At 68.1% G+C, this 23,336-nt stretch carries 24 protein-coding genes, 1 pseudogene and 1 riboswitch; of the genes and pseudogenes, 20 read left to right on the top strand and 5 right to left on the bottom strand.

Features of this window, described 5'->3' with window-relative positions; translation table 11 throughout:
• Positions 1-27 precede the first annotated feature (27 nt).
• Positions 28-1,431: a glucose-6-phosphate dehydrogenase gene (locus AB4Y75_RS04670; RefSeq protein ID WP_441434697.1), complete on the bottom strand. Its 1,404-nt coding sequence runs from the start codon at positions 1,429-1,431 to the stop codon at positions 28-30.
• Positions 1,432-1,573: 142 nt separating this feature from the next.
• Between AB4Y75_RS04670 and ffh the strand changes: the two genes are divergently transcribed.
• Both ffh and AB4Y75_RS04680 read left to right on the top strand, forming a co-directional pair.
• Positions 1,574-3,145: a signal recognition particle protein gene (gene ffh, locus AB4Y75_RS04675; RefSeq protein ID WP_441434698.1), complete on the top strand. Its 1,572-nt coding sequence runs from the start codon at positions 1,574-1,576 to the stop codon at positions 3,143-3,145.
• A gap of 3 nt (positions 3,146-3,148) precedes the next feature.
• Positions 3,149-3,658, top strand: coding sequence for an alpha/beta hydrolase (locus AB4Y75_RS04680; protein WP_441434699.1), 510 nt, complete (start codon positions 3,149-3,151; stop codon positions 3,656-3,658).
• Between the two features lie 90 nt (positions 3,659-3,748).
• Here the strand turns inward: AB4Y75_RS04680 and thiC are convergent, their stop codons facing one another.
• A complete protein-coding gene (thiC, locus tag AB4Y75_RS04685; RefSeq protein ID WP_441434700.1) occupies positions 3,749-5,506 on the bottom strand; it encodes a phosphomethylpyrimidine synthase ThiC in 1,758 nt (585 codons plus the stop codon).
• A riboswitch (TPP riboswitch) is annotated at positions 5,500-5,606 on the bottom strand. Its footprint overlaps the gene before it by 7 nt.
• A gap of 103 nt (positions 5,607-5,709) precedes the next feature.
• Between thiC and AB4Y75_RS04690 the strand changes: the two genes are divergently transcribed.
• The 3 genes from AB4Y75_RS04690 to AB4Y75_RS04700 all read left to right on the top strand — a co-directional run bounded on the left by AB4Y75_RS04690 (position 5,710) and on the right by AB4Y75_RS04700 (position 8,264).
• Complete coding sequence (locus tag AB4Y75_RS04690; protein WP_441434701.1) at positions 5,710-6,837, top strand: amidohydrolase family protein; 1,128 nt, start codon at positions 5,710-5,712, stop codon at positions 6,835-6,837.
• Between the two features lie 27 nt (positions 6,838-6,864).
• Positions 6,865-7,743, top strand: a complete 879-nt coding sequence (locus AB4Y75_RS04695) for a VOC family protein (RefSeq protein ID WP_441434702.1) — start codon at positions 6,865-6,867, stop codon at positions 7,741-7,743.
• Between the two features lie 74 nt (positions 7,744-7,817).
• Positions 7,818-8,264, top strand: coding sequence for a hypothetical protein (locus AB4Y75_RS04700; RefSeq protein ID WP_441434703.1), 447 nt, complete (start codon positions 7,818-7,820; stop codon positions 8,262-8,264).
• A gap of 31 nt (positions 8,265-8,295) precedes the next feature.
• Here AB4Y75_RS04700 and AB4Y75_RS04705 read toward each other — a convergent pair.
• Positions 8,296-9,246 (bottom strand): annotated as a pseudogene (locus tag AB4Y75_RS04705) (cation diffusion facilitator family transporter); the annotation flags it as partial.
• Complete coding sequence (locus tag AB4Y75_RS04710) at positions 9,243-9,608, bottom strand: ArsR/SmtB family transcription factor (RefSeq protein WP_441434704.1); 366 nt, start codon at positions 9,606-9,608, stop codon at positions 9,243-9,245. The pseudogene AB4Y75_RS04705 and the gene AB4Y75_RS04710, both read right to left, overlap by 4 nt.
• Before the next feature lie 255 nt (positions 9,609-9,863).
• On the opposite strand from AB4Y75_RS04710, the gene rpsP reads away from it, so the two are divergent.
• From rpsP to AB4Y75_RS04785, 15 genes are all read left to right on the top strand, one after another.
• Positions 9,864-10,277 carry a 30S ribosomal protein S16 gene (rpsP, locus tag AB4Y75_RS04715; RefSeq protein WP_066210725.1) on the top strand — a complete coding sequence of 138 codons (414 nt, stop codon included), beginning with the start codon at positions 9,864-9,866 and terminating at the stop codon, positions 10,275-10,277.
• Positions 10,278-10,520, top strand: a complete 243-nt coding sequence (locus tag AB4Y75_RS04720; RefSeq protein WP_307497316.1) for an RNA-binding protein — start codon at positions 10,278-10,280, stop codon at positions 10,518-10,520. It abuts the gene before it with no gap.
• Positions 10,521-10,661: 141 nt separating this feature from the next.
• Complete coding sequence (gene rimM, locus AB4Y75_RS04725) at positions 10,662-11,210, top strand: ribosome maturation factor RimM (RefSeq protein ID WP_441434705.1); 549 nt, start codon at positions 10,662-10,664, stop codon at positions 11,208-11,210.
• A gap of 3 nt (positions 11,211-11,213) precedes the next feature.
• Positions 11,214-12,023 carry a tRNA (guanosine(37)-N1)-methyltransferase TrmD gene (trmD, locus tag AB4Y75_RS04730; RefSeq protein ID WP_441434706.1) on the top strand — a complete coding sequence of 270 codons (810 nt, stop codon included), beginning with the start codon at positions 11,214-11,216 and terminating at the stop codon, positions 12,021-12,023.
• 260 nt (positions 12,024-12,283) lie between these two features.
• Positions 12,284-12,643 (top strand): 50S ribosomal protein L19, encoded by a 360-nt coding sequence (rplS, locus tag AB4Y75_RS04735; protein ID WP_441434707.1) that lies wholly within the window; start codon positions 12,284-12,286, stop codon positions 12,641-12,643.
• Between the two features lie 54 nt (positions 12,644-12,697).
• A complete protein-coding gene (lepB, locus tag AB4Y75_RS04740) occupies positions 12,698-13,354 on the top strand; it encodes a signal peptidase I (protein WP_441434708.1) in 657 nt (218 codons plus the stop codon).
• 19 nt (positions 13,355-13,373) lie between these two features.
• A complete protein-coding gene (gene lepB / locus AB4Y75_RS04745; RefSeq protein ID WP_441434709.1) occupies positions 13,374-14,192 on the top strand; it encodes a signal peptidase I in 819 nt (272 codons plus the stop codon).
• Positions 14,193-14,195: 3 nt separating this feature from the next.
• Positions 14,196-14,999, top strand: coding sequence for a ribonuclease HII (locus AB4Y75_RS04750; protein ID WP_441434710.1), 804 nt, complete (start codon positions 14,196-14,198; stop codon positions 14,997-14,999).
• A 52-nt stretch (positions 15,000-15,051) separates the two neighbouring features.
• A complete protein-coding gene (locus tag AB4Y75_RS04755; protein WP_441434711.1) occupies positions 15,052-15,378 on the top strand; it encodes a DUF2469 domain-containing protein in 327 nt (108 codons plus the stop codon).
• A 22-nt stretch (positions 15,379-15,400) separates the two neighbouring features.
• Positions 15,401-16,696 carry an MFS transporter gene (locus AB4Y75_RS04760; RefSeq protein ID WP_441434712.1) on the top strand — a complete coding sequence of 432 codons (1,296 nt, stop codon included), beginning with the start codon at positions 15,401-15,403 and terminating at the stop codon, positions 16,694-16,696.
• Between the two features lie 166 nt (positions 16,697-16,862).
• Complete coding sequence (locus AB4Y75_RS04765) at positions 16,863-17,228, top strand: YraN family protein (RefSeq protein ID WP_441434713.1); 366 nt, start codon at positions 16,863-16,865, stop codon at positions 17,226-17,228.
• On the top strand, positions 17,228-18,781 hold the full coding sequence (locus AB4Y75_RS04770; protein ID WP_441434714.1) for a YifB family Mg chelatase-like AAA ATPase: 1,554 nt from the start codon (positions 17,228-17,230) through the stop codon (positions 18,779-18,781). Before AB4Y75_RS04765 ends, AB4Y75_RS04770 begins: the two co-directional genes overlap by 1 nt.
• Complete coding sequence (gene dprA, locus AB4Y75_RS04775; RefSeq protein ID WP_441434715.1) at positions 18,778-19,977, top strand: DNA-processing protein DprA; 1,200 nt, start codon at positions 18,778-18,780, stop codon at positions 19,975-19,977. Before AB4Y75_RS04770 ends, dprA begins: the two co-directional genes overlap by 4 nt.
• A gap of 82 nt (positions 19,978-20,059) precedes the next feature.
• Positions 20,060-20,983 carry a tyrosine recombinase XerC gene (locus AB4Y75_RS04780; protein WP_441434716.1) on the top strand — a complete coding sequence of 308 codons (924 nt, stop codon included), beginning with the start codon at positions 20,060-20,062 and terminating at the stop codon, positions 20,981-20,983.
• 220 nt (positions 20,984-21,203) lie between these two features.
• A complete protein-coding gene (locus tag AB4Y75_RS04785) occupies positions 21,204-21,707 on the top strand; it encodes a DUF3145 domain-containing protein (protein WP_066210699.1) in 504 nt (167 codons plus the stop codon).
• A gap of 261 nt (positions 21,708-21,968) precedes the next feature.
• On the opposite strand, the gene fabF is transcribed toward AB4Y75_RS04785, so the two are convergent.
• Positions 21,969-23,207 (bottom strand): beta-ketoacyl-ACP synthase II, encoded by a 1,239-nt coding sequence (gene fabF, locus AB4Y75_RS04790; protein ID WP_441434717.1) that lies wholly within the window; start codon positions 23,205-23,207, stop codon positions 21,969-21,971.
• Positions 23,208-23,336 lie beyond the last annotated feature (129 nt).

Below are 23,336 nucleotides of genomic sequence, written 5' to 3' on the forward strand. Positions count from 1 at the left end.
CGTCGTCGCGCATTCAGCGGGCGGGTGTCAGCTCTCGGTGACCGGCCCCTGGGACCCCGCCGGGTAGTCCTCCAGCGGCACCCGGCCGTTGGCCCAGGCGGTGAGGACGGGGTCCACGATCCGCCAGCAGTCCTCCGCCACATCGGCGCGCACCGAGAGCAGGGGGTCTCCGTGCAGCACGCCGTCCAGGACCTCGCCATAGGGCAGGAGTGCCGAGGAGTGCAGTTCCGTGGTCAGCTCCGCCCGGGAGAGCTCGAAGCCGTTGCCCGCGCTCGTGACGTCCAGGCCGATGCTGAGCGTGTCCGGCCCGAAACCGATCCGCAGCTCGTCCGGCGCGTCGGTGCCGGTGAACCCGTTGGGCAGGTGCGCCAGCGGACGGAAGCGGACCACGGCCTCCTTCCGGCGGGCGCCCATGGCCTTGCCGCTGCGCAGGATGAAGGGGACCCCGGCCCAGCGGGCGTTGTTGATCTCCACCCGGACCTCGGCGAAGGTCTCCGTTTCGCGGTCCGGATGCACGCCCTCCTCAGCCACGTAGTCCGGGACTTTCCGGCCGCCGAGCTTTCCGGCGGTGTACCGGGCGCGCCGGGTGTTGCGGCGGAACGGGGTGGAGACACGGCTGGCCCGGAGCAGGGTGGCGATGCCGTCCCGCAGATCGCGCTCGCCGAGCGTGGCCGGCGGCTCCATGGCCATGAGCGCCATGACCTGGAGGAGGTGGCTCTGGATCATGTCCCGCAGGGCTCCCGCGGAGTCGTAGTACCCCGCGCGGCCTTCCAGGGCGAGGTCCTCCTCGAAGGCGATCTCCACCTCGGCCACGTGGTCCCGGTTCCAGAGCGGCTCGAAGAAGCGGTTGGCGAAGCGCATGCCGATGATGTTGAGGACCGTGGATTTGCCGAGGAAGTGGTCCACGCGGTGGATGTGCTCCTCCGGGACCAGGCGGCGCAGGGTGCCGTTGAGTTCGCGGGCGGAGGCGGCGTCGGAGCCGAACGGCTTCTCCAGCACCAGCCGAGTCCCGAACGGCACCTCGTCCGGAGAGAGCGATTCGCAGGCGAGCTGGCTGATCCGTGGAGGAAGGGCGAAGAAGACGGCCACGGGGCCTTCGAGGGAGGCCAGCATGGCGGCCAGGGCGCCGGGTGCGGTGACGTCCAGCTGGCGGTACTGTGACGAGGCCATGAGCTCCTTCCAGTGGGCGCTCGCCTCCTCGCCGGCATCCAGAGGGAGTGCCTTGGCGAGGCGCCGCTGCCATTTGCTCGGAGTCCACGATTCGGCTCCCGCGCCCACCAGGGTGAGGCCGGGCGCCCGCCCGGCCGAGACCAGGGAAGCCAGCCCTGGCAGCAGGAGCCGACCCGTCAGGTCGCCGGAGGCGCCGAGGATGAGCAGTGTCTTGATGTCCTGGGCCCGGGATCGCCGGGCGCGTCGCGTACTGGTCACCATGCCAGCATGCCATCCCGTCAGTCCGACTTGGTACCCTAGAAAGCTGAAAGCCTGTGCCACCCTGGCGCGGGGCCCGGCGAGGGATCCGATCCCATGCCTGGGCGAAGTCCTCGAACCTCCATCCGAAAGAAGTGCGCGGCGCGTGTTCAATTCACTCTCTGACCGGCTCACAGCGACGTTCAAGAACCTCCGCGGCAAAGGCCGCCTGAGCGAGGCCGACGTCGACGCCACCGTGCGCGAGATCCGGCGCGCCCTGCTGGATGCCGACGTCGCCGTGCCCGTGGTGCGTGAGTTCGCCTCCCGCGTCAAGGAACGGGCGCTCGGCGCCGAGGTCTCCGCTGCGCTGAACCCGAGCCAGCAGATCGTCAAGATCGTCAACGAGGAACTCGTCACGATCCTGGGCGGCGAGACCCGCCGTCTGCGTCTGGCCAAGAACCCGCCCACGGTGATCATGCTCGCGGGCCTCCAGGGCGCCGGTAAGACCACCCTGGCCGGCAAGCTCTCCAAGTGGCTCAAGGGCCAGGGGCACAGCCCGCTGCTGGTGGCGTGTGACCTCCAGCGTCCCAACGCCGTGACCCAGCTGCAGGTGGTGGGTCAGCGCGCCGGCGTGCCCGTCTTCGCTCCGCACCCGGGCACCACCAGCGAGTCGGACGTCCCCACGGGTGATCCGGTGGCCGTCGCCGAGGCAGGTGTGGCCGAGGCCCGCCAGAAGCTGCATGACGTCGTGATCGTGGACACCGCCGGCCGTCTCGGCGTGGACGCCGAGATGATGGACCAGGCGCGCCGCATCCGTCAGGCGATCAACCCGGACGAGGTCCTCTTCGTCATCGACGCGATGATCGGTCAGGACGCCGTCAACACGGCCAATGCCTTCCACGAGGGCGTCGACTTCACCGGCGTGGTGCTCTCCAAGCTGGACGGTGACGCCCGCGGCGGCGCCGCCCTCTCCGTCGCCTCGGTCACGGGCAAGCCCGTCATGTTCGCCTCCACCGGCGAAGGCGTGGACGACTTCGAGCTCTTCCACCCGGACCGCATGGCGTCCCGCATCCTCGACATGGGCGACATCCTCTCCCTGATCGAGCAGGCCGAGCAGAACTGGGACAAGGACGAAGCCGCCCGGATGGCGAAGAAGTTCGCCGACCAGGAGGACTTCACCTTCGAGGACTTCCTCGCCCAGATGCAGCAGATCCGCAAAATGGGCTCGATGAAGAAGATGCTCATGATGATGCCCGGCGCTCAGAACATGCGCCAGCAGCTGGAGCAGTTCGACGAGCGCGAGATCGACCGCGTCGAGGCGATGGTCCGGTCCATGACGCCGCACGAGCGCGTGGCCCCCAAGATCATCAACGGTTCGCGCCGCGCCCGCATCGCCCGCGGTTCCGGTGTGCACGTCTCCGAGGTCAACGGTCTTCTGGAGCGTTTCGGTCAGGCCCAGAAGATGATGAAGAAGATGGCGCAGGGCGGTATGCCGGGGATGCCCGGCATGTCCATGGGCGCCGGCGGCGGCACGGCACGCAAGGCGGCCAAGAAGAACGCCGGGAAGAAGAAGGTCCGTTCCGGCAACCCGGCCAAGGCCGCGCAGGAGCTGCGCGAGGCCGAGGCCCGGCGGGCGAACCGTGCCCCGTCCGGCGCGGCTTTCGGTCAGCAGGCACAGGACTTCGACCCGTCCAGCATGGAGCTCCCCAAGGGCTTCGAGAAGTTCCTGGGCAAATAGGGTTTGGTCCTGAACAGCACCGGCGCGCTGGCCCGGGTGGTCTTCGTCCCCGGGCGTGAGGCGTCCGGGGCGGCCGCCTGGCCGCGGCAGCACGGCCTGGCCTTGGAGTTCGATGCTCTGTTCCTGAGGCAGCCGGACGGCCGTGCTCTCGACGTGGAGACCATCCTTGAGACCGTGGATGGCGTTCCGTCGGTGCTCGTCTCGCACGGCGAGGGTTCGACGGCGGCCGTGCGGGCCGCCGTCGAACATCCGTCTCTGGTGCGCGCACTGGTCCTGTGCGAGCCCTGGCTGCCGGAGCTCACCGCCCGGCAGCCGCAGGGGGCCGAAGGCGCGATCATCCCGGGTGTCCCCATGCTCGTGGTCTCCGGCGGCTGGGAACCGGCCTATGAACGCACTGCCCGGGTCCTGGCGGAATCCGGGGCGGAACACGTCGTGGCTCCCGGCGGCCACCGGCCCCAGGACTCCGCCGAGGGCGCCGCCGCCATCAAGGACTTCCTCCGCAGGACCGCCTGAGCAGGACCGCCTGACAACCACGTTGCGGGGTCACTTCATGCCGGTTCCGGGCGGAACATCCGGCATCATGTGACCCCGCAATCGTGAACCTCAGTCCTTCGGCGCCCCGACCGGGATCGATTCCACGTAGACCTTGGCGCCCTGGGCCAGGAATTCCCGGCTCTTCGCGGCCATCCCCGCCAGGGCCTCCTCTACCTTCGCTTCCTGGGCGTCGCGGGAACCGAACTCGTTGCGGATGTCCTGGGAGATGCGCATCGAGCAGAACTTCGGGCCGCACATCGAGCAGAAATGCGCCGTCTTGGCCGGCTCCGCGGGCAGCGTCTCATCGTGGAACGCTTCGGCGGTGGCCGGATCCAGGGACAGCGAGAACTGGTCCCGCCAGCGGAATTCGAACCGTGCCTTGGAGAGGGCGTCGTCGCGCTCGTGCGCTCCGGGGTGCCCCTTGGCGAGGTCCGCCGCGTGGGCGGCGATCTTGTAGGTGATGACGCCGGTCTTCACATCGTCCTTGTTCGGCAGGCCCAGATGCTCCTTGGGCGTGACGTAGCAGAGCATCGCGGTGCCATAACGGGCGATCTCGGTGGCTCCGATGGCCGAAGTGATGTGGTCGTAGCCCGGCGCCACATCGGTCACGAGCGGACCGAGTGTATAGAACGGCGCCCCGTCGCAGAGTTCCTGCTGGCGCCCCACATTCTCGCGGACCAGGTGGAACGGGATGTGCCCCGGTCCTTCCACCATCACCTGCACGTCGTACTCCCACGCCCGCTTGGTCAGTTCGGCGAGCGTGTCCAGTTCGGCGAACTGTGCGGCGTCGTTGGCATCCGCGGTGGATCCGGGCCGCAGCCCGTCACCCAGGGAGAACGCGACGTCGTACTGCGCGAAGATCTCACAGAGTTCGTCGAAGTGCGTGTACAGGAAGTTCTCCTGGTGGTGCGCCAGGCACCAGCCGGCCATGATGGATCCGCCGCGGGACACGATCCCGGTGACGCGGTCCGCCGTGAGCGGCACGTACCGCAGGAGCACTCCGGCGTGGATGGTCATGTAGTCCACGCCTTGCTCGCACTGTTCGATCACGGTGTCCCGGAAGACCTCCCAGGTGAGCGCCGAGGCGTCCCCGTTGACCTTCTCCAGCGCCTGGTAGATGGGCACGGTTCCGATCGGCACGGGGGAGTTCCGCAGGATCCACTCGCGGGTGGTGTGGATGTCGTCTCCGGTGGAGAGATCCATGACCGTGTCGGCGCCCCAGAGGGTGGCCCAGTGGAGCTTGTCGACTTCCTCGGCGATGGAGCTCGTGACGGCGGAGTTGCCGATGTTCGCGTTGATCTTGACCAGGAACGCCTTGCCGATGATCATCGGCTCGGATTCCGGGTGGTTGATGTTGGCGGGGATGATCGCGCGTCCGGCGGCCAGCTCGGAGCGGACCAGTTCCACGGGGCAGTTCTCACGGAGCGCCACGAACCTCATCTCCGGTGTCACGATCCCGGCGCGGGCGTAGTGCATCTGGGTCACCCGCCGGCCCGGCCGTGCACTGAGCGGTGGGCGCTGCGCACCTCGCCACTCCTGGGAGGCGGCGCCACGGCGTGCGGCGGAGCGGCCGTCGTCGAGCAGATCACGCCGTCGGCCAACATATTCCTGCACGTCGTCACGGGAATGGATCCACTCTGCGCGCAGCGGCGGTAGTCCGTGCTCGGGCTCGCTGCCCGGCCCCACTGTGCGGTAGGCCTGGAACGGCGCGTTGGCCGTCCCGTCGGGGGAGTCCTCCAGCCGGATACTCGTCACGGGCACGGCGATGCCGTCGTCTCCCGGGAGGAATTCCAGGCTGTGGGCAGGGGATTGCTGCAAGGATTTCATCGGTACTCACTTCCTTCGCCGGCATTACCCGGTCAGGTTCTACGGTCCGGACAGTGACAGTCCGATCTCAGCCCCTCCTGGGACACCCGTGTGGTCGCGAACACCGTAACACGACCCCAGGGACGGAGGCCCGGAACCGTGTGGTGCGGACTGTCATCTCCCGTGCAGAGCCCCTCTGACCTACGCTTGAATCCATGCCGGACATGCGACGCCATCCAGTCATCGAGTTCACGGGTCCCGTTCTGCTCGGACCGGACGATGAAGCGCTCGGACTCTGGTCCGTGGACGGGCGGCTGACCTTCTGCATGCCTGCGGTGGAACCGGACCTCACTCTGGACGGCTGGGTGGTTCCCGGGCTGGTGGACGCGCATTGCCACATCGGCCTGGTGGCCGGTGGCGCTGCGGATGAGCCCACCACGCTGGCGCAGGCACGTGCAGATCTGGCCGCGGGAACGCTCCTGGTGCGCGACGCCGGGTCCCCGGCCGACACGCGCTGGCTGACCGGCCGTGCGGACGCGCCGCACATCATCCGGGCCGCGCGTCATGTCGCGGCTTCCCGCCGTTACCTGCGCGGCCTCGCTCTCGAGGTCGAGGACCGGGATCTGGTGGCGACGGTGCGTGAGCAGGCCCGATTGTCCGTGGCCGCGGACCCGAGGGGCTGGGTGAAGCTGGTGGGTGACTGGATCGACCGCGACGCCGGGGATCTTCGCCCGTCGTTCCCGGCCGAGCTGGTGGCGGAGGCGATCGCCGCGGCCCACGAAGAAGGGGCCCGCGTGACGGCGCACTGCTTCGGCGAGGAGGTCCTGGACGACGTGATCGCGGCCGGCATCGACTGCATCGAACACGCCACGGGACTGCAGCCCGAGCATCTGCCGCAGCTGGTCGAAGCGGGCATCCCGATCGTCCCCACCCTGGTCAACATCGCCACGTTCCCGGACATCGTGGCTCAAGCCCAGCCGAAGTTCCCCGTGTACGCGGCGCACATGCACGCTCTGTGGGAACGGCGCTATGACAATGTGGCGCGAGCCTACGCTGCGGGAGTGCAGGTCTTCGCCGGCACGGATGCGGGCAGCGTGATCGCCCATGGCCGGATCGCGGACGAGGTCGCGGAGCTGCACCGGGCGGGCCTTCCTTCGGTGACGGCGCTGGACGCCGCCTGCTGGTCCGCGCGGGAATGGCTGGGTGCGGAGAACCTGGAAGAGGGCGCCCCGGCCGACGTCGTGTTGTACGCGCAGGATCCGCGGCGGAACCTGGGAACTCTCGCCGCACCCCGCCGAGTGGTCCTCAATGGCGACCTTCCGGGGGATCACCGCGTCGCCGGTATGGAATAAATTGAAGCTTCAAGTAATTTTAAGGGTATGAACACTTCGCTTCCGCAGTCCCAGGACCTCCTTCCCGCCGATCTCAGCATGGGAACGGTCATGCTCAAGGTCGCCGACATGAACCTCATGAGCGACTACTATCAGCGCGCGCTCGGCCTGGAAGTTCTCGCGGAGCAGGACGGCGGGCTCGCGCTGGGCCGCGGGACGTCCACCCTGGTGCACCTGGCCCCCGCCGCCGGCCTTCAGCTGCCGGGCAGGGGAGAGGCCGGTCTCTTCCACACGGCACTCCTCTTCGAAGACCAGGCCTCACTCGCCGCCACCCTGGCCACGGCGGCCTCCTATGACGCGCGGCTCTTCCAGGGCAGCGCGGACCACTTGGTCAGCCAGGCGTTCTACTTCGGTGACCCCGAAGGCAACGGCATCGAGCTGTACTACGACCGCCCGCGCAGCGAATGGTCCTGGGAGGGCAGTACCGTCGTCATGGACTCTCTGCCCCTGGATCCCAACGGTTACCTCGGCGAGCACCTGAGCGAAGCGGCACTGCAGCAGCAGCGGCAGGCGCGTGCCGACGTCGGGCACGTGCATCTGCAGGTGGGCGATGTCGCAACGGCCGCGCGTTTCTACGTGGACACGCTGGGCTTCGAGCGCACCGCGGAGATCGGGAACAGTGCGCTGTTCGTCTCCGCGGGCGGCTACCACCACCACATGGCCATGAACGTCTGGAACAGCCGCGGCGCCGGCCCGCGCAAGGACACACTGGGCTTGGGTGAGGTGCTCATCCGGGTCCCGGCCGACGACGACGTCGCGGCGCTCGCCGACCGCCTCCGCGTCGCCGGGGTGACGCATCACCACACCGGCGCGGAATTGCGCTTCGAAGACCCGTGGCGCAACCAGGTGCGCGTCGCGGTGGGATAGCCTGAAGCCATCCGGCTCCAGCGGTCCTGGAGAACCGGCAGCCCGCCAGCGCCACCGACGAACCCGAGGATGACATGAGCCAGTCGAACGCTTTCGTAGAGGTCTTCATCGCCACGCACCAGGAGGCCCTCCAGCGGGCCAAGGCTTTGTCCGGAGGTGCGGCCCCCGACGGGTCCGCTCTCAGGATTCCCGGCATCAGTGATTTCGAAGTGGAGCAGCTGTGTTCCCTGGCCGCTCAGGCCGTGCACACCCAGGGGGAGCAGGAGCTTGAGATGGCGGACATCGCCGTCGAGGAGCTGTACGCCTTCCCGGCGTCCGCCGTTCGGGTGCTTGAGGAGCTTCCCGGATACCAGAGCGATGGCGAGGACCCTGCGCTGCCGTCCGTGGCGGTCCAGTGGGCCGCCGACGAGGACGTGCCGTTCGCCGCCGGTGAGGCCCAGCAGTACCTGCTCGCGCTGTCCGCCCTCGCCACGAAGACGGACTCATCCTCCCGTAATCGCCTGTATCTCTACTCGGCCTGAGCGGCTCGAAAGGTGGGGGGGGGGGGGGTGAGAGAGAGTTTTCCGCCTCTTCCGCCACGCGATCTGCCTCGGCGAGGGTCAGCGCCGATGCCCGGACGACGGCGTCACCGTGCAAGCGGTGGCCCATCCAGCGGAGGCGGACCCGTTCCACGGACTCGACCCGCGCAACGTGTCCCAGAGCGTGCTCGGCGCGCTCCAGAAGTTCGGGCTCGACGCCGTCCATGAGACGACGTCCTACGGACCGGACAGTGCCGATCAGCAGTACTGCGATCATGGCCGCGATCAACAGGCCGATCACGGGGTCCGCCAGCGGGAACCCCAGAAGAACTCCGATGCCGCCGATCACCACGGCCAGTGAGGTGAACCCGTCGGTGCGGGCATGGACGCCGTCGGCGACGAGGGCCGCCGAGCCGATGCGCCGGCCGACCCGGATGCGGTAGACGGCGACCGCCTCGTTGCCGAGGAAACCGATGACTCCGGCGGCGATCACCCAGCCGATGTTCTGCACCGGGCGTGGGTTGATGATCCGGTCCACGGCCTCCCATGCCGCGATCACCGACGACAAGGCGATCATCAGGACGATGAACAGCCCGGCCAGGTCCTCCGATCTGCTGAAACCGTAGGTGTATCTCCGTGTCGCCGCACGTCGGGAAAGGACGAACGCGATCCACAGTGGAACCGCGGTGAGCGCGTCAGACAGGTTGTGGATCGTATCCGCCAGGAGGGCCACCGAACCAGAGAACGTCACCACCGCTGCCTGGGCGGCGGTGGTGAGGAGCATGATCACGAGACTCACCTTCAAGGCTCGGATGCCTTCGGAATGGGCTTCGAGAGCATCGTCGATCGAGTCCGAGGCGTCATGCGAGTGCGGGACGAAAAGGCCGTGGAGGAAGCCTCTCAACCCGGAGGGATGCGAGTGGTCGTGGTCGTGTGTGTGGCCGTGCCCAGAATCATGGCCGTGTGAGTGGCCGTGCCCGCTCATGCCCCGCTCCGTTCGGTGTGGTGGTGACGCGGAAGTCCGCCCAGCGAGTGCTCCGCCTGGAAGATGGCGTCGGAGACGAGCTGGGAGGCATGCTCGTTCTCCAACCGGTAGAACACCCTTTGCCCCTCCTGCCGCGTCGCGACGATGCGGGCCATCCGCAGCTTCGCCAGGTGCTGGGAGACTGCAGCGGGGGACTTACCCACCAGTTCGGCGAGGTGGTTGACGGAGAGTTCCTCCTCGCGGCGCAGGGCCAGGATGATCCGCACGCGGGTGGCGTCGGCCAGGAGGGCGAAGACCTCCACGGCGAGTTCCACGTATTGGCCGTCGGGATCCATTCCGCATATCTGCTTATCTGCGTCCATACGCAGATTATTACACGATGGCCTCGACTGAGGTGCGTGGTCCGGGAAGGCGAAGGGGCAGGGAGTCGTGATTCAGGTCGCTGCGCGGCGCATTAGGCACCCTTGGCCGTCTCTGGCATAATGGACGGGTACCTGATCTGCGTGGCCCCTCTTCCCAGGCATGATCATGTCCTTCCGAACCCTCCAGTATGGCCCGCCCCACGGGAGCAGAACGCTGGGTTCAACCCCGTTTCAGAAACAGGAGTGACCACAACAGTGGCCGTTAAGATTCGTCTCAAGCGCTTCGGTAAGATGCGCGCACCGTACTACCGTATCGTCGTTGCGGATTCCCGCACCCGCCGCGATGGCCGTGCCATCGAGGAGATCGGCAAGTACCACCCCACCGAGCAGCCCTCGTACATCGAGGTCGACTCCGAGCGTGCTCAGTACTGGCTGTCCGTCGGCGCTCAGCCGACCGAGCAGGTTCTGAACCTCCTCAAGATCACCGGTGACTGGCAGAAGTTCAAGGGTCTCCCGGGCGCCGAGGGCACCCTGAAGACCAAGGAAGCCAAGCCGGCTTTCGTGGCTCCGTCCACTGACTCCGTCGTCATGCCGGAAGCCATCACCCCGAAGGCCAAGAAGGCTGAGGAGGCTTCCGAGGAAGCCGCCGAGACCACCGAGGCTGAGTAGTTGCTTCCCGAGGTTCTTGAGCACCTGGTCCGCGGCATCGTGGACAGCCCCGAGGACGTCTCCGTCGCTGCCAAGAATGGCCGCCGCGGAGAAAGCCTCGAGGTTCGTGTGAACGACGACGACCTGGGCCGAGTCATCGGCCGCCAGGGCCGTACGGCACGAGCGCTCCGCACGGTGGTGGGCGCCCTCTCTGAGGGTGGCCCGATCCGCGTGGACGTCGTCGACGGCGAACGCCGTCGTTAGAACCGGCCTGCGAAGACAAGGCTAAAGCCGGAACGGCCCCTCCGCCCTCGTGGTGGAGGGGCCGTTCCCGTCAGATGACATCCACGGTGTAAACCCGGCGCTCCCGGCGCCTCCGACAGACATGAAATGGGTAGGTGGAACATGCAGCTCCAGGTTGCACGCTTGGGCAGGCCTCACGGCATCCGTGGGGAAGTCACCGTCGAGTTGTTCACGGACGATCCCGAGGGCCGCTTCCACCCGGGCGCGGAATTCGTCACTCAGCCCACGGCCAACGGCCCCCTCACGGTGACCAGCGCGCGCTGGAACAAGGGCACCCTGCTGCTCGGGTTCGAGTCGGTGCGGGACCGCAACCGCGCTGAAGAGCTCCGCGGCACGTACCTCTTCGTCGACAGCGACGAACTGGAGGACGACGGCGAGGATGAGGGCTGGTACGAGCACGAACTGCTCGGCCTCGAGGTCCGCGTGGGCGAGGAGAAGGTCGGCACCGTCGCCGAACTCCGCACCATGCCCGTTCAGGATCTGCTGGTCATCCGCACCATCGGCGGCGAGGACGTGCTGATCCCGTTCGTGGACGAGATCGTCCCGGAGATCGACCTCGAGGAGGGCTACGTGCTCCTGACCCCGCCCCCAGGGCTTCTGGAGCTGAACACCGACCAGGAGGGCGCCGGCCCGTCCCGCGACGAGGCCTGAGCCATGCGCATCGACGTCATCAGCATCTTCCCGGAGTATCTGCAGCCGCTGGGGCTTTCGCTGCTCGGCAAGGCCCGCCAGGACGGCCTCCTGGCGCTGGAGGTGCACGACCTTCGGGACTTCACCACGGACCGGCACCGGACTGTGGATGACACGCCCTACGGGGGCGGCGCGGGCATGGTCATGAAACCCGAGCCCTGGGCCCAGGCACTCGAATCGATCCTCCCCGTTGCGGGGACGCGCGAGGGCAAGCCGGTCCTGATCGTCCCGTCCCCGGCGGGCGCACGCTTCACCCAGGCTATGGCTTACGAGCTGGCGGAAGAGGAACAGCTCGTCTTCGCCTGTGGCCGGTACGAAGGCATCGACGAACGGGTGATCGACTGGGCCCAGGAGCACTTCGACGTCCGGCCCGTCAGTCTCGGCGACTACGTCCTGAACGGCGGCGAGGTGGCCGTCATGGCCATGGTCGAGGCGATCGGCCGCCTGGTGCCGGGGGTTGTGGGGAACGCCGAGTCCCTCGTGGAGGAATCCCACTCCGACGGCCTGCTGGAGTACCCGGTTTACACCAAGCCGTCGTCCTGGCGGGACCATGAGGTCCCCGAGGTTCTGCTCTCGGGCAACCACGGCAAGATCGCCCAGTGGCGACGTCACCAGCAGTACGCGCGGACGGCGGAGCGCCGGCCGGACCTCCTCGCGGACTTCGACGCGGCGAAGCTGCCCCGCGCGGACCGTGAGGCGTTCTCGGCGCTGGGGTACGACGTCGTCGGCGGCCGTCTGGTGCGCCGTCCGGAAAGCGGCGACGCAGGCGTCTGACTCCCGGTCCGGAGGCGCCGTCAGGGGAGTGTTCATTCCGGGAGTCGCCGGATTGGCCCCGCCCCGGCGCCTGTGGCAAAATTGATTCTTAGTGTCCATTGGGCTGCCGCCTGCCACAGGGGGTGTGCCGTCAACAAGAGGACCACCGCGGAACCCACAAGGGGGCCGCGGCTTGCAACTTCAGCACCGTGCCCGGCTCCGGCCGTCGCGGCGCTGGCTACCCAAGCGGATGACCTGTGGCGTTCGCCAGGAGTATGGATATGAACATCCTCGATTCCGTCGATGCAGCTTCGCTGCGCAACGATGTCCCCGACTTCCGCCCCGGCGACACCCTGAAGGTGCACGTCAACATCATCGAAGGCAAGAACAGCCGTGTTCAGGTCTTCCAGGGCTTCGTCGTGGGTCGTCAGGGCGCCGGCGTCCGCGAGACCTTCACGGTCCGCAAGGTCTCCTTCGGAGTGGGCGTGGAGCGTACCTTCCCGGTGCACTCCCCGATCATCGAGAAGATCGAGCTCGTCACCCGTGGTGACGTGCGTCGCGCCAAGCTGTACTACATGCGCAAGCTCCGCGGCAAGGCTGCGAAGATCAAGGAAAAGCGCGACTTCAGCAACGCCAAGTAAGTCTTCAGACCTGCGTCTCCGCTTCGGCAGAGCGCTCCTGGGATTTTCCTTCGCATGAAGACGACAAAACGCCAGAACCCGTTGCGGGGCTGGCGTTTTGTCGCTTCCGGGGTGGTTCTCGCCATCCTCCTGGTCTCCTGCGTCCGCGCCCTGTGGGTGGACGTGTATTACATCCCCTCGGCCTCCATGGAGCCCTTGCTTCAGGAGGGTGACCGGATCGCCGTGTCCCGGACGGCGTTCCAGGGCCAGGAGCCGCGCCGCGGTGACCTGGTGGTCTTCGATGGACGGGGCTCCCTCGACCCCGCCTCCAGCGGGAAGGGTCCGGTGCTGGACGCCTTCACGTCCATCGGGCAGTGGCTGGGAGTGATCGGCCACGACACCGTGTACGTGAAACGCGTCATCGGAGTGGGCGGCGACCGGGTACGGTGCTGCACGGTGGACGGGAAACTGGACGTGAACGGGCACCCTGTGCCGGAGAGCTACCTGTTCCCCGGCGACAAGGCGAGTGACTTCGCGTTCGACGTGCTGGTGCCGGAGGATCGTCTCTGGGTCATGGGGGACCATCGTTCGGTGTCCCGTGACTCACGGTCGCTGCTGGGCGCTCCCGGAGGCGGGATGATCCCGCTGGACCACGTGGTGGGCCGTGCGGAGAGCATCGTCTGGCCCCTTGATAGATTTGGACAGATCCCGTCACCGGCAACTGGCCCGTGACCTGAACGGAAGGACGGCATTGGGAGCACACCTTCCCGAACCGGAACCCCAGCCTGAAGAGGCTCCGCAGGATCGCAAGAGCCGGGCTCGGCAGCGGAAGAAGGACCATCCCCTGCTGTCCTTCCTGAAAGAGGTCGGAGGGATCGTCGCCGCAGCGGTGGTGCTGTCCTTCCTCATCAAGACCTTCCTGTTCCAGGCCTTCTTCGTGCCCAGCCCGTCGATGGTCCACACCCTCGAGGTGAATGACCGGATCTTCGTGAACCGGCTGGTGCCCAGTCCCATCGGCCTGGAACGCGGTGACGTGGTGGTGTTCCGTGACACCAAGGGCTGGCTGCCTCCTGCGCCGGTGGAGAACCGCGGGCCGTTCGCCTGGGTCGGTGACACGCTCGTGTTCCTCGGCCTTCAGCCGGACGACACCAAGCAGTACCTGGTCAAGCGGCTCATCGGCCTGCCCGGCGATCACGTGGTCTGCTGCGACGCGCAGGGCCGGCTCCAGATCAACGGGACCAGCCTCAATGAGAAGTACATCAACCCGGACAGCGCGCCCGTGGTGAAGCCGTTCGACATCGTCGTGCCGGAGGGCAAGATCTGGGTCATGGGTGACAACCGGAACGATTCCGCGGACTCCCGGGCTCATGTGGACGGTCCCGGGAACGGCTTCGTCGATATCAAGGACGTGCAGGGCCGGGCCGCGGTGATCGTGCTGCCGCTGAACCGGATGTCCGTCCTGGACAACTACCCCGACGTGTTCAAGGATGTCCCGTCCCCGTCCAAGGCGGCCGAGGACAGCCGTCCGGACCAGGGTGCCGCCGTGGGCACCACGCACTCGGGGGAGTAACCGATGCCCGCTCCCACTCTGGAGATGGAACGTTCTCTCGCCGGGCCGTCGGTCCGGTACCTGGCGTGCCTGGACGAGGTGGGCAGGGGCGCTCTGGCCGGTCCGGTGAGCGTGGGTCTGACGGTTCTGGATCTCCAGGAGCTGGTGGAGCTGCCGGAGGTGCGTGACTCGAAGCTCCTCAAGGCCGCCCGGCGGGAGGAACTCGCGCCGGTGGTCCGGGAGTGGGCGGCATTCAGCGCCGTGGGCCACGCCGAGGCGTCCGAGATCGATTCCCTGGGGATCGTGGAGGCACTGGCCCTGGCCGCGCAGCGTGCGTGGTTCGGGGTGGTTGCCGCGGGCGGTAGGGCCGACGCGGTCCTGCTGGATGGCAAGCACAATTGGCTCAAGCGTCCCGAGGAGTCTCTCTTCGACCTCTTCGGGACCGCCGGCGACGGCGCTGAGCCGGCCGGACTCTTCCCTGCCGACGACGGCGTGGCCGGCCTGCGCGGCGGGGGCACCGCCGTCGTCGCTTCAGTTCAGTCCGCGCCGCCTGTCGCGGCAGCCGCACCGGGGCAGGTGGCCACCTCCGTGGACATCCGCGACATCCCGGTGACCATGCGCATCAAGGCGGACATGGACTGTCAGGGCGTGGCCGCCGCCAGCATCCTGGCGAAGGTGGAGCGCGACGCCATCATGGCCGCGCTGGCGGAGGAGCATCCGGCGTTCGGCTGGAACGTCAACAAGGGCTACGGAACCGCGGCGCACAAAGACGCGATCCGGCAGCTCGGGCCCTGCGACCATCACCGCCGGAGCTGGAAACTCCTCTGACCCGCCCGCGAGCTGGTGTGCACTCCTGTCTCGGCTGGGGGAAGATGGAACCATGAGTGCCGAAGATCTTGAGAACTACGAGACTGAGATGGAGCTCCAGCTGTACCGGGAGTACCGGGACGTGGTGGGGCTGTTCAGCTACGTCGTGGAGACGGAACGGCGCTTCTATCTGGCGAATCACGTGGACCTGCAGGCGCGCAGCGCCGACGGCGAGGTCTACTTCGATCTGAATCTGAGCGACGCCTGGGTCTGGGACGTCTACCGCACCGCACGCTTCGTGAAGAACGTCCGGGTCATCACCTTCAAGGACGTCAACGTAGAGGAACTGCCGCGCAACGAGGATCTGGGCCTTCCCCAGCCTGGCGACCTGGGCAACTGACCGTCCCCGCGGGAGGATCGACGTGAGTGATGCGCGCGGTTCCGTCCTGCGGATCCCGGAATTCCGGCGGCTCCTTGAGGTGATGTCGGCGACCATCTTCGCGGAGTTCCTCCTGGAATCCGTGGTGTACTGCTGGATCGTCGCCGCCACCGTCGGTGATCCGGTGCTGCGCTCGCTCCTCATCGGTTCCTACGTGGTGTTCTCCACCCTCCCGAGGATTTTCGGCGCCGCGGTGATGGGCGTCCTGTCGGACTCGCTCGGCGCTGCCAGGTCGGTGAAGCTGTCCACCGCCGCCCGGGCGGGTTTCGCCGCAGTGGCCGCCGTCGCATCTTTCCTGGGCCGAACGGACGTGCCCGTCACCGCGGTGCTCCTGCTGGCCCTCGTGGTGGCCTGTTCCACGTTCAATCAGCTGTTCACCTCGGCCAGGGCCAAGACCGTGCAGCAGTTCGTGGAGCCGGACCTGCGAGGGACGGCGTCGAGTCTGTCGATGACCGTGCTCACGGCTCTGAGCATCGTGTCGGCTTCCCTGGGTCCCTTCGCCTTCAGCTTCGCCGGGCTGGAGCTCTGCCTGATCCTCATCGCCGGGCTGTTCGTGCTGGGGACGGTCCTGAGCCTGTCCGGTTTCCCGCGGGGTCACCCTGGCGGCCCACTCCCTGCAGTCTCGAGACCCGGCTTCCTCGGCGCGCTTTTCGAGGGGTGGAAGGTCTCCTGGACCGTGCCGCGGCTCCGGTACGTTCTGCTCGGTTCCGTGCTGTACGGCGTTCCTCTCGGCGTGAACAATGTGGCCCTGGTGCTGCTGTGGGTGGACACCAAGGGCGGGACGCTGATCGACTACGGGCTGGGTTCGTCATTGTTCGGTGTCGGCGGCTTCGTGGGAGCGGTGGCCGCGCACCGATGGGTAAAGCGATGGAGCCTACGACGGCTCTTCTCGTCGAGTCTGACCTCGCTGGGCGTCAGCTACGGCTTGCTGGCCTGGATCCCGAACCTTCAGTTCTCCTTCGCGCTCATGTTCGCGAGCGGGTTCCTGTTCAGCCTGTATGCGGTCGTTCAGACCCCGATCCTCCTGGACGTCACGCCCCCGGAACTGACCGGCCGGGTCGTGTCGACCACGGCGTCCGTCGCCGCGCTCAGCTCGCTCGCGGCCGCTGCCGCGGTTTCCGTGCTTTTCGCCCTGGCCGGCTCCGGCGGGGGCTTGGTTTCGTGGGCGGTCTCGGTCGGTGGCGGATTGACCGTGCTGGGCGGTGCGCTGCTGATGATCCGTGATCGCAAGGGAGACGTGGCCGCACCTGAGAACGTGCCCGTCGCACAGGATCGGTGAGCCGGCGGTGAGCCGCCGGTGAGCCGTCACTGAGGCGTCACTGAGGCGTCGTCGAGACGACGGCTGCCGTCTGCGGAGCCCTGTGGATGCTCCGGACCGGGAGATTTCCACATGCCGTGATCCGCTTCCTCCGCTCGTCCTCCCGTGTCGAAGACTGGGCGTGGAGGTGGTTCGGATGAGGCCGAAGGACGTGCTCGGGCGGCGGGGCGAGGAGCTTGCCGCGGATTTCCTGGAAGATCAGGGGATCAGGGTGGTGGAACAGAATTGGCGGTGCGCCGAGGGCGAGCTGGACATCGTGGCCGTGGACGGGGACACCCTGGTGGTGGCCGAGGTCAAGACCAGAAGCAGTCTGGACTATGGGCACCCCTTTGAAGCGGTGACGCAGCACAAGCTCGCTCGCTTGCACCGGCTGGCGTGCCGTTGGGTGGGGGAGCGGCGGCTGCGTCTGCCGCGCCGACGGCTGGATGCGATCGCCGTCATCACCCCGCGCGGTGAGGAACCCGTCATCGAGCATCTGAAGGGGATCGGCTGATGGCGGGCCGGAACGGGGTCGGGCGATCCTTGTCCGTGGCGCTCAACGGTCTGGAAGGCCGGGTGATCGAGGTGGAGGCGGACATCGGGAACACGCTTCCGGGGTTCGTCATTCTCGGTCTGCCGGATGCGGCGCTTTCCGAGTCCCGGGAGCGGATCCGCGCCTGTGCGGCCAATTCGGGTATCCCGTTGAGCCGTCGGAAGATCACGGTGAATCTGTTTCCGGCGTCGCTGCCCAAGCGGGGTTCAGGGTTCGATCTTGCTATAGCCGTCGCGGCTGTCGCGGCGAATGGTGAGATCCGGGGTACCGAGGGGGTGGTGTTCCTGGCGGAGCTGGGGCTGGATGGCCGGCTCCGTCCGGTGCGTGGGGTGCTGCCTGCGGTGGCCGCCGCGGTGAGGGCCGGGCATACCCGCGTGGTGGTGGCGCGGGGCAACTCGGCGGAGGCGTCCCTGGTGCCCGGTGCGGAGGTGTCCTCGTACCGGACCTTCGCACGGCTGGTGCTGGACTTCGGGGCGGACCCCAAGGAGCTGAACCTGGACTTCGATCCTGCGGAGCCCGGCACGGCGGCCGGGACGACGGGTTCGTCCGGCGCAGCGCCGGATCTGGCGGATGTCGCGGGACAGTCCGAGGCGCGCTTTGCGTTGGAGGTCGCCGCGGCCGGGGCGCACCACATGCTCATGGTCGGCCCTCCGGGTGCGGGTAAGACGATGCTCGCAGAGCGGTTGCCGGGTCTGCTGCCGCCACTGGACGACGACGCCGCCCTCGAGGTGACCAGCATCCACTCGCTGGCAACTCAGGGCGAGATCCGCACCGAGCTCGTCCGCCGCCCGCCGTTCGAGAACCCTCATCACACGGCCACGTGTGCCTCGATCGTCGGCGGCGGCGCGGGATTGCCCCGTCCCGGTGCCGCCTCGCGAGCACACCGCGGGGTGCTGTTCCTGGACGAGGCGCCGGAGTATGACCGGAGAGTGCTGGATGCGTTGCGTCAGCCCCTGGAACAAGGACGGCTCGTGATTCACCGGGCGGGAGGAATCGCGTCCTATCCGGCCAGGTTCCAGCTGCTCCTGGCGGCGAACCCCTGTCCGTGTGGGAAGGCGAGTGGCAAAGGGCTGGAATGCAGCTGCACACCCTTGGCCCGGAGGCGGTACTTCGGGAGGCTCTCCGGCCCCTTGCTGGACCGCGTGGACATTCAGCTCGGAGTGCAGAAGATCAGCCGCCTGGACCTGGATTCGCAGGGACGGAACGAAAGCACCGCCGTGGTGCGGGAGAGGGTGCGGCGGGCACGTCTGGCCCAGAGGGATCGGCTCGGGCGCTTCGGTCTGGAGACCAACGCGATGGTTCCCGGGAAGATCCTCCGCGGCGGCCTGCGGCTGGATCGTGCGTCCACCAGGATCCTGGACGCGGCGATGGACCGGGGTTCTCTCAGCGCGCGTGGCTACGACCGCGTGCTCCGGCTGGCGTGGACCCTCGCCGATCTGGCGGAAGAGAGCTCTCCTGATGCTGACCACGTGGGCCTGGCACTCGCGCTGCGGACCCCGGAGGCGACAGCATGAGCGAGCGTGCAGCCCGTGCCTCCCTGACCCGGTTGTTCGAGCCACAGGACGCCGTGGGCCTCGCTCTGGTGGCCGCACTCGGCCCGGAGGAAGCGCTCGCCGTCATCGTCTCGGGAAGCGATCCGGACCCCAGGCACGAACAGTCCGTTCACGAGGTGCTCACCGAGCACGGTGGGAGCACCTCGTGGAAGGGACTGGGGACCGCTTTCGCCCGCTGGAGACCACGGGTGCCATCGTTGGCACCCGAACGGGATCTGATGGTGCTGCAACGGCTCGGCGGCGGCTTCCTGATCCCCTCGGACGAGTACTGGCCGGAGCAGCTGGAGGATCTGGGACTGCAGTCGCCACTCGGGCTCTGGTATCGGGGGGCCCCTTCGCTTCTCCCCGGGGCCGCGCACGCCGTGGCCGTGGTGGGGTCACGGGATTCGACGGCCTACGGCGCCACGGTCAGTGCCGACATCGCCCACGGGCTGGCCCGTCGTGGGTTCACCGTGGTGTCGGGCGGCGCATATGGCATTGATGCGCATGCTCATCGTGCGGCGCTCGCCGGCGGCGATCCCGAGTCCGGTCGCGCCCCGACGGTGGCCTTCATGGCCGGCGGCCTGGATCGGTTCTACCCGAGCGGCAATGACGAGCTTCTGCGGACGGTGGCACGGCGCGGACTGGTCCTGGCAGAGGTTCCGCCCGGCGCGGCTCCCACGCGCTACCGGTTCCTGCAGAGGAACAGGATGATCGCCGCGTTCGCCGGGGCGACGGTGGTGGTCGAGGCACGCTGGCGCTCCGGCGCTCTGAACACCGCTCATCATGCCGAGGCCCTCGGACGAGCGGTGGCCGCCGTACCCGGCTCGGTCCTCTCAGCGAACAGTGCGGGCTGCCACCGACTCCTGCGCGACGGCGGGGCCGTCCTCGTCACGGAGGTGCAGGAAGTCCTGGAACTGCTCGGAGGGCACCCTGCTTCGAACGACGGTGTCCGGGCCCGGAACGACACTGCGATCCAGGACGGCCTGACACTGGAGGACCTGGTGCTCCTGGACGCTCTGCCGCTGAGGACGCCGGTTCCTCCGGAGAAGCTGTGCGTGGTGGCCGGGCTTGGACTGCTCGCCGTTCGTGCCGGGCTCGGGCGGCTGCAGGTGCTGGGATTGGCGGAATCGGTCGGGGCGCTGTGGCGCCGTGGCCCGACAAGGGATTCCGCATGAGGGTGGGAGGAGACTGCACCGGTCCGTCGGCCACCCCCAACACCGGCTTGATCCTGAACCTCAGGGGCGGCAGAGTGGAGAGGTGCCACAGAGTCCAGCCCCGTTCCACGACGACGTCCTGGACGAGTACGCCCGGTACCTCACGGGGGAGCGGGGCCGATCCGGCAACACTTTGCGGGCCTACCTCACCGATGTCCGTCAGCTGCAGGAGTTCGCCGTGAAAGCCGGAGCCGCGTCGTGGGATGAGGTGGACCTTCACCTGCTGCGTGAGTGGCTCGCGGACCACTCGGCGCGCGGAATGGCCCGGGCCACCCTGGCGAGACATGCGGCCAGCGCTCGCACCTTCTTCGCCTGGCTGCTCCGGGAAGAGCGGGTCTCCCAGGACCCGACCCTGCGCCTGCGTTCACCCAAACGCACCTCCGGCCTCCCCACCGTTCTCAGGCCCGCTCAGATGGACCGCGTCCTCACCGACTTGGCGGAAGCGGCTCAGGAGGCCGATCCCGTCGCGCTGCGTGACCTGGCCATCGTGGAGACCCTCTACGCCTCCGGCATCCGTGTCGGAGAGCTCGTGGGGCTCGACGTGGATGACGTCGACCTCGAACGCCGCACACTCCGGGTGCTCGGCAAAGGCGACAAACAACGGACAGTGCCGTTCGGGGTACCCGCGGAGCGGGCGATCGTCGGTTGGCTCCGTCGGGGGCGACCTGCACTGGTCACGGCACGCAGCGGACCTGCGCTCTTCCTCGGCGCCCGGGGCGGGCGGGTGGATCCGCGGCAGGTCCGCAGCCTCGTCGCGGATCGGTTCGCCGCCCTCGGAGACACCGCGGCCACGGGTCCTCACGCGCTCCGCCACACGGCCGCCACTCACCTCCTGGACGGCGGCGCCGAGCTCCGGGCGGTCCAGGAACTCCTGGGACACAGCACCCCCGCCACCACCCAGCTGTACACCCACGTCTCCGTGGAACGACTCAGAGACAGCTACCGTCAGGCGCACCCGAGGGCCTGACAGCCGGTCATTCGGTCCGGGTCGTTCCGCCACTGGCACAAATCCGCAGGCTACGGCACAATAAGAACCAGCGCCGGGGTTCAAGCACTGCTTGAACCATCGGCCGGTGCCGCAAGGCGCCGCAGACAACTCAAGAGCCTGTGAAAGGCAGACAGGAATCACCGGACTTCGTGAAGTCGAGGGCGTTGGGGAAGACGTACCTACGGCTAAGGAGGATGGGATGTCTGTTGCAATGACTCGGGGAGTGCTGTTCGTGCACTCCGCCCCGGCTGCGCTGTGCCCCCACGTCGAGTGGGCCGTTGCATCGCTGCTGGACGATTCGGCCACCCTGGAGTGGGTGGCTCAGCCTGCTGCGCCTGGAATGTTCCGGGCTGAGCTGGCCTGGACCGGTGCTCCCGGCACCGCCATCCAGCTCGCCTCTACCCTGCGCGGCTGGACCCACCTCCGCTACGAAGTGACCGAGGAAGCATCCCCCGGAACCGATGGTGGACGCTGGTCCCACACTCCGGAACTCGGCATCTTCCACGCCGTCACCGACGCCCACGGCAACATCATGGTCTCCGAAGACCGTATCCGCTTCGCCTACGAAGCCGGTGCAGGCGACCCCGCCGCCGTGTACCACGAGCTCTCGCTCGCCCTCGGCGAAGCCTGGGACGAGGAACTGGAACCCTTCCGGCACGCCTCGGAGGGTTCCAACGTCCGCTGGCTCCACCAGGTGGGCTGACCGCTTCATCCACACCGGCGACTCCCGGGCCGGGCCTCCTCCACGCCACCGGCCCACCCGGGTGCCGTCACGTCGCCGTTTCCGCCCCGACCGGCACACCGTCACCATCGGCGAAAGTCGGGCACAGCGCCCCTGACGGGCGTTCAGCGCGGCGTCCTGCCCTCACCGTCCTTCCCCAGCCCGAACTGCATTCCCCAACGAGAACGGCACCGCTCACCCTGAGGTGAGCGGCGCCGTCGTCGTGGTGCGGCTGAGTGCGGATCAGTAGTTGCGGACCGCGATCACGGCGTTGTGGCCGCCGAAGCCGAAGGAGTTGCTCAGGGCCACGATGTCACCGGCCGGAAGGTCGCGGGCGGTCTTGGTGACCACGTCCAGCGGGATCTCCGGGTCCTGGTTCTCCAGGTTGATGGTGACGGGAGCCTTGCGCTCGTAGACGGCCAGAGCGGTCAGCACGGCCTCCACGGCGCCGGACGCGCCCAGCAGGTGACCCATCTGGGACTTGGTGGCGGAGACCGCCACGTCGTCCACGTGGGTGCCCAGAGCGGCACGGAGAGCCGTGTACTCCGGCTTGTCGCCCACCGGGGTGGAGGTGGCGTGGGCGTTGACGTGCACCACGTCCTCGGGCTGGATGCGGCCGTCGAACATGGCCGCCTTCAGCGCGCGGGTGGCACCCAGGCCCTCGGGGTCCGGAGCGGTGATGTGGTAGGCGTCGGCGGTGACCGAGGTGCCGGCCAGTTCGCCGTAGATGCGGGCGCCGCGGGCCAGTGCGTGCTCCTCGGCTTCCAGCACCAGTGCACCGGCGCCTTCACCCATGACGAAACCGTCGCGGTTCACGTCGTACGGACGGGAGGCGTGCTGCGGATCGTCGTTGCGGCGGGACAGGGCCTGCATGGAGGCGAACGCCGCGATCGGCATCGGGTGGATGGCGGCTTCCGCGCCACCGCACATGACCACATCGGCCTTGCCGGAACGGATCAGGTCCAGACCCAGGTGCAGCGCCTCGGTGCCGGAGGCACAGGCGGAGACCGGGGTGTGGGCGCCGGCGCGGGCGCCGAGGTCCAGGCTGACGGCAGCGGCCACGCCGTTGGGCATGAGCATGGGCACGGTCATGGGGAGGACGCGGCGCGGGCCACGCTCCTTCAGGGTGTCCCAGGCATCCAGGAGAGTCCAGACGCCGCCGATGCCGGTGGCGAAGGCCACGCCGAGGCGGTCCTTGTCCATGTCCTCGATGCCGGAGTCCGCCCAGGCTTCACGGGCGGCGACCACACCGAACTGGGTGGACGGGTCCATGCGCTTCATCTCGACCCGGCTGAGCTTCTCGGAAGCCGGTTCGGAGCAGCGGGCGGCGAAAGTGACGGGGAGCTCGTAGGTGCTGACCCACTCGTCCTCGAGGGTGCGCGCGCCGGAGACACCCTTGAGGGCGTTCTTCCACAGAGTGGGGACATCGCCGCCGATGGGCGTGGTGGCACCGAGGCCGGTGATGACAACTTTGCGAGGCATCGTCACTCTCCAAGTGATCTAAGGGTCTGCCCCGAGGGGCGTCAGGTTCAGGGGAGTGCCGTGGTGGACGCCTCCTGGGACGGCGTCCGGCACGGGCAAGGCGGCCGTGCGTCCTCTCCGGGGAGGTGA

The sequence above is a fragment of the Arthrobacter sp. RAF14 genome, assembly GCF_052114185.1.
Classification (GTDB): Bacteria; Actinomycetota; Actinomycetes; order Actinomycetales; family Micrococcaceae; genus Arthrobacter_E.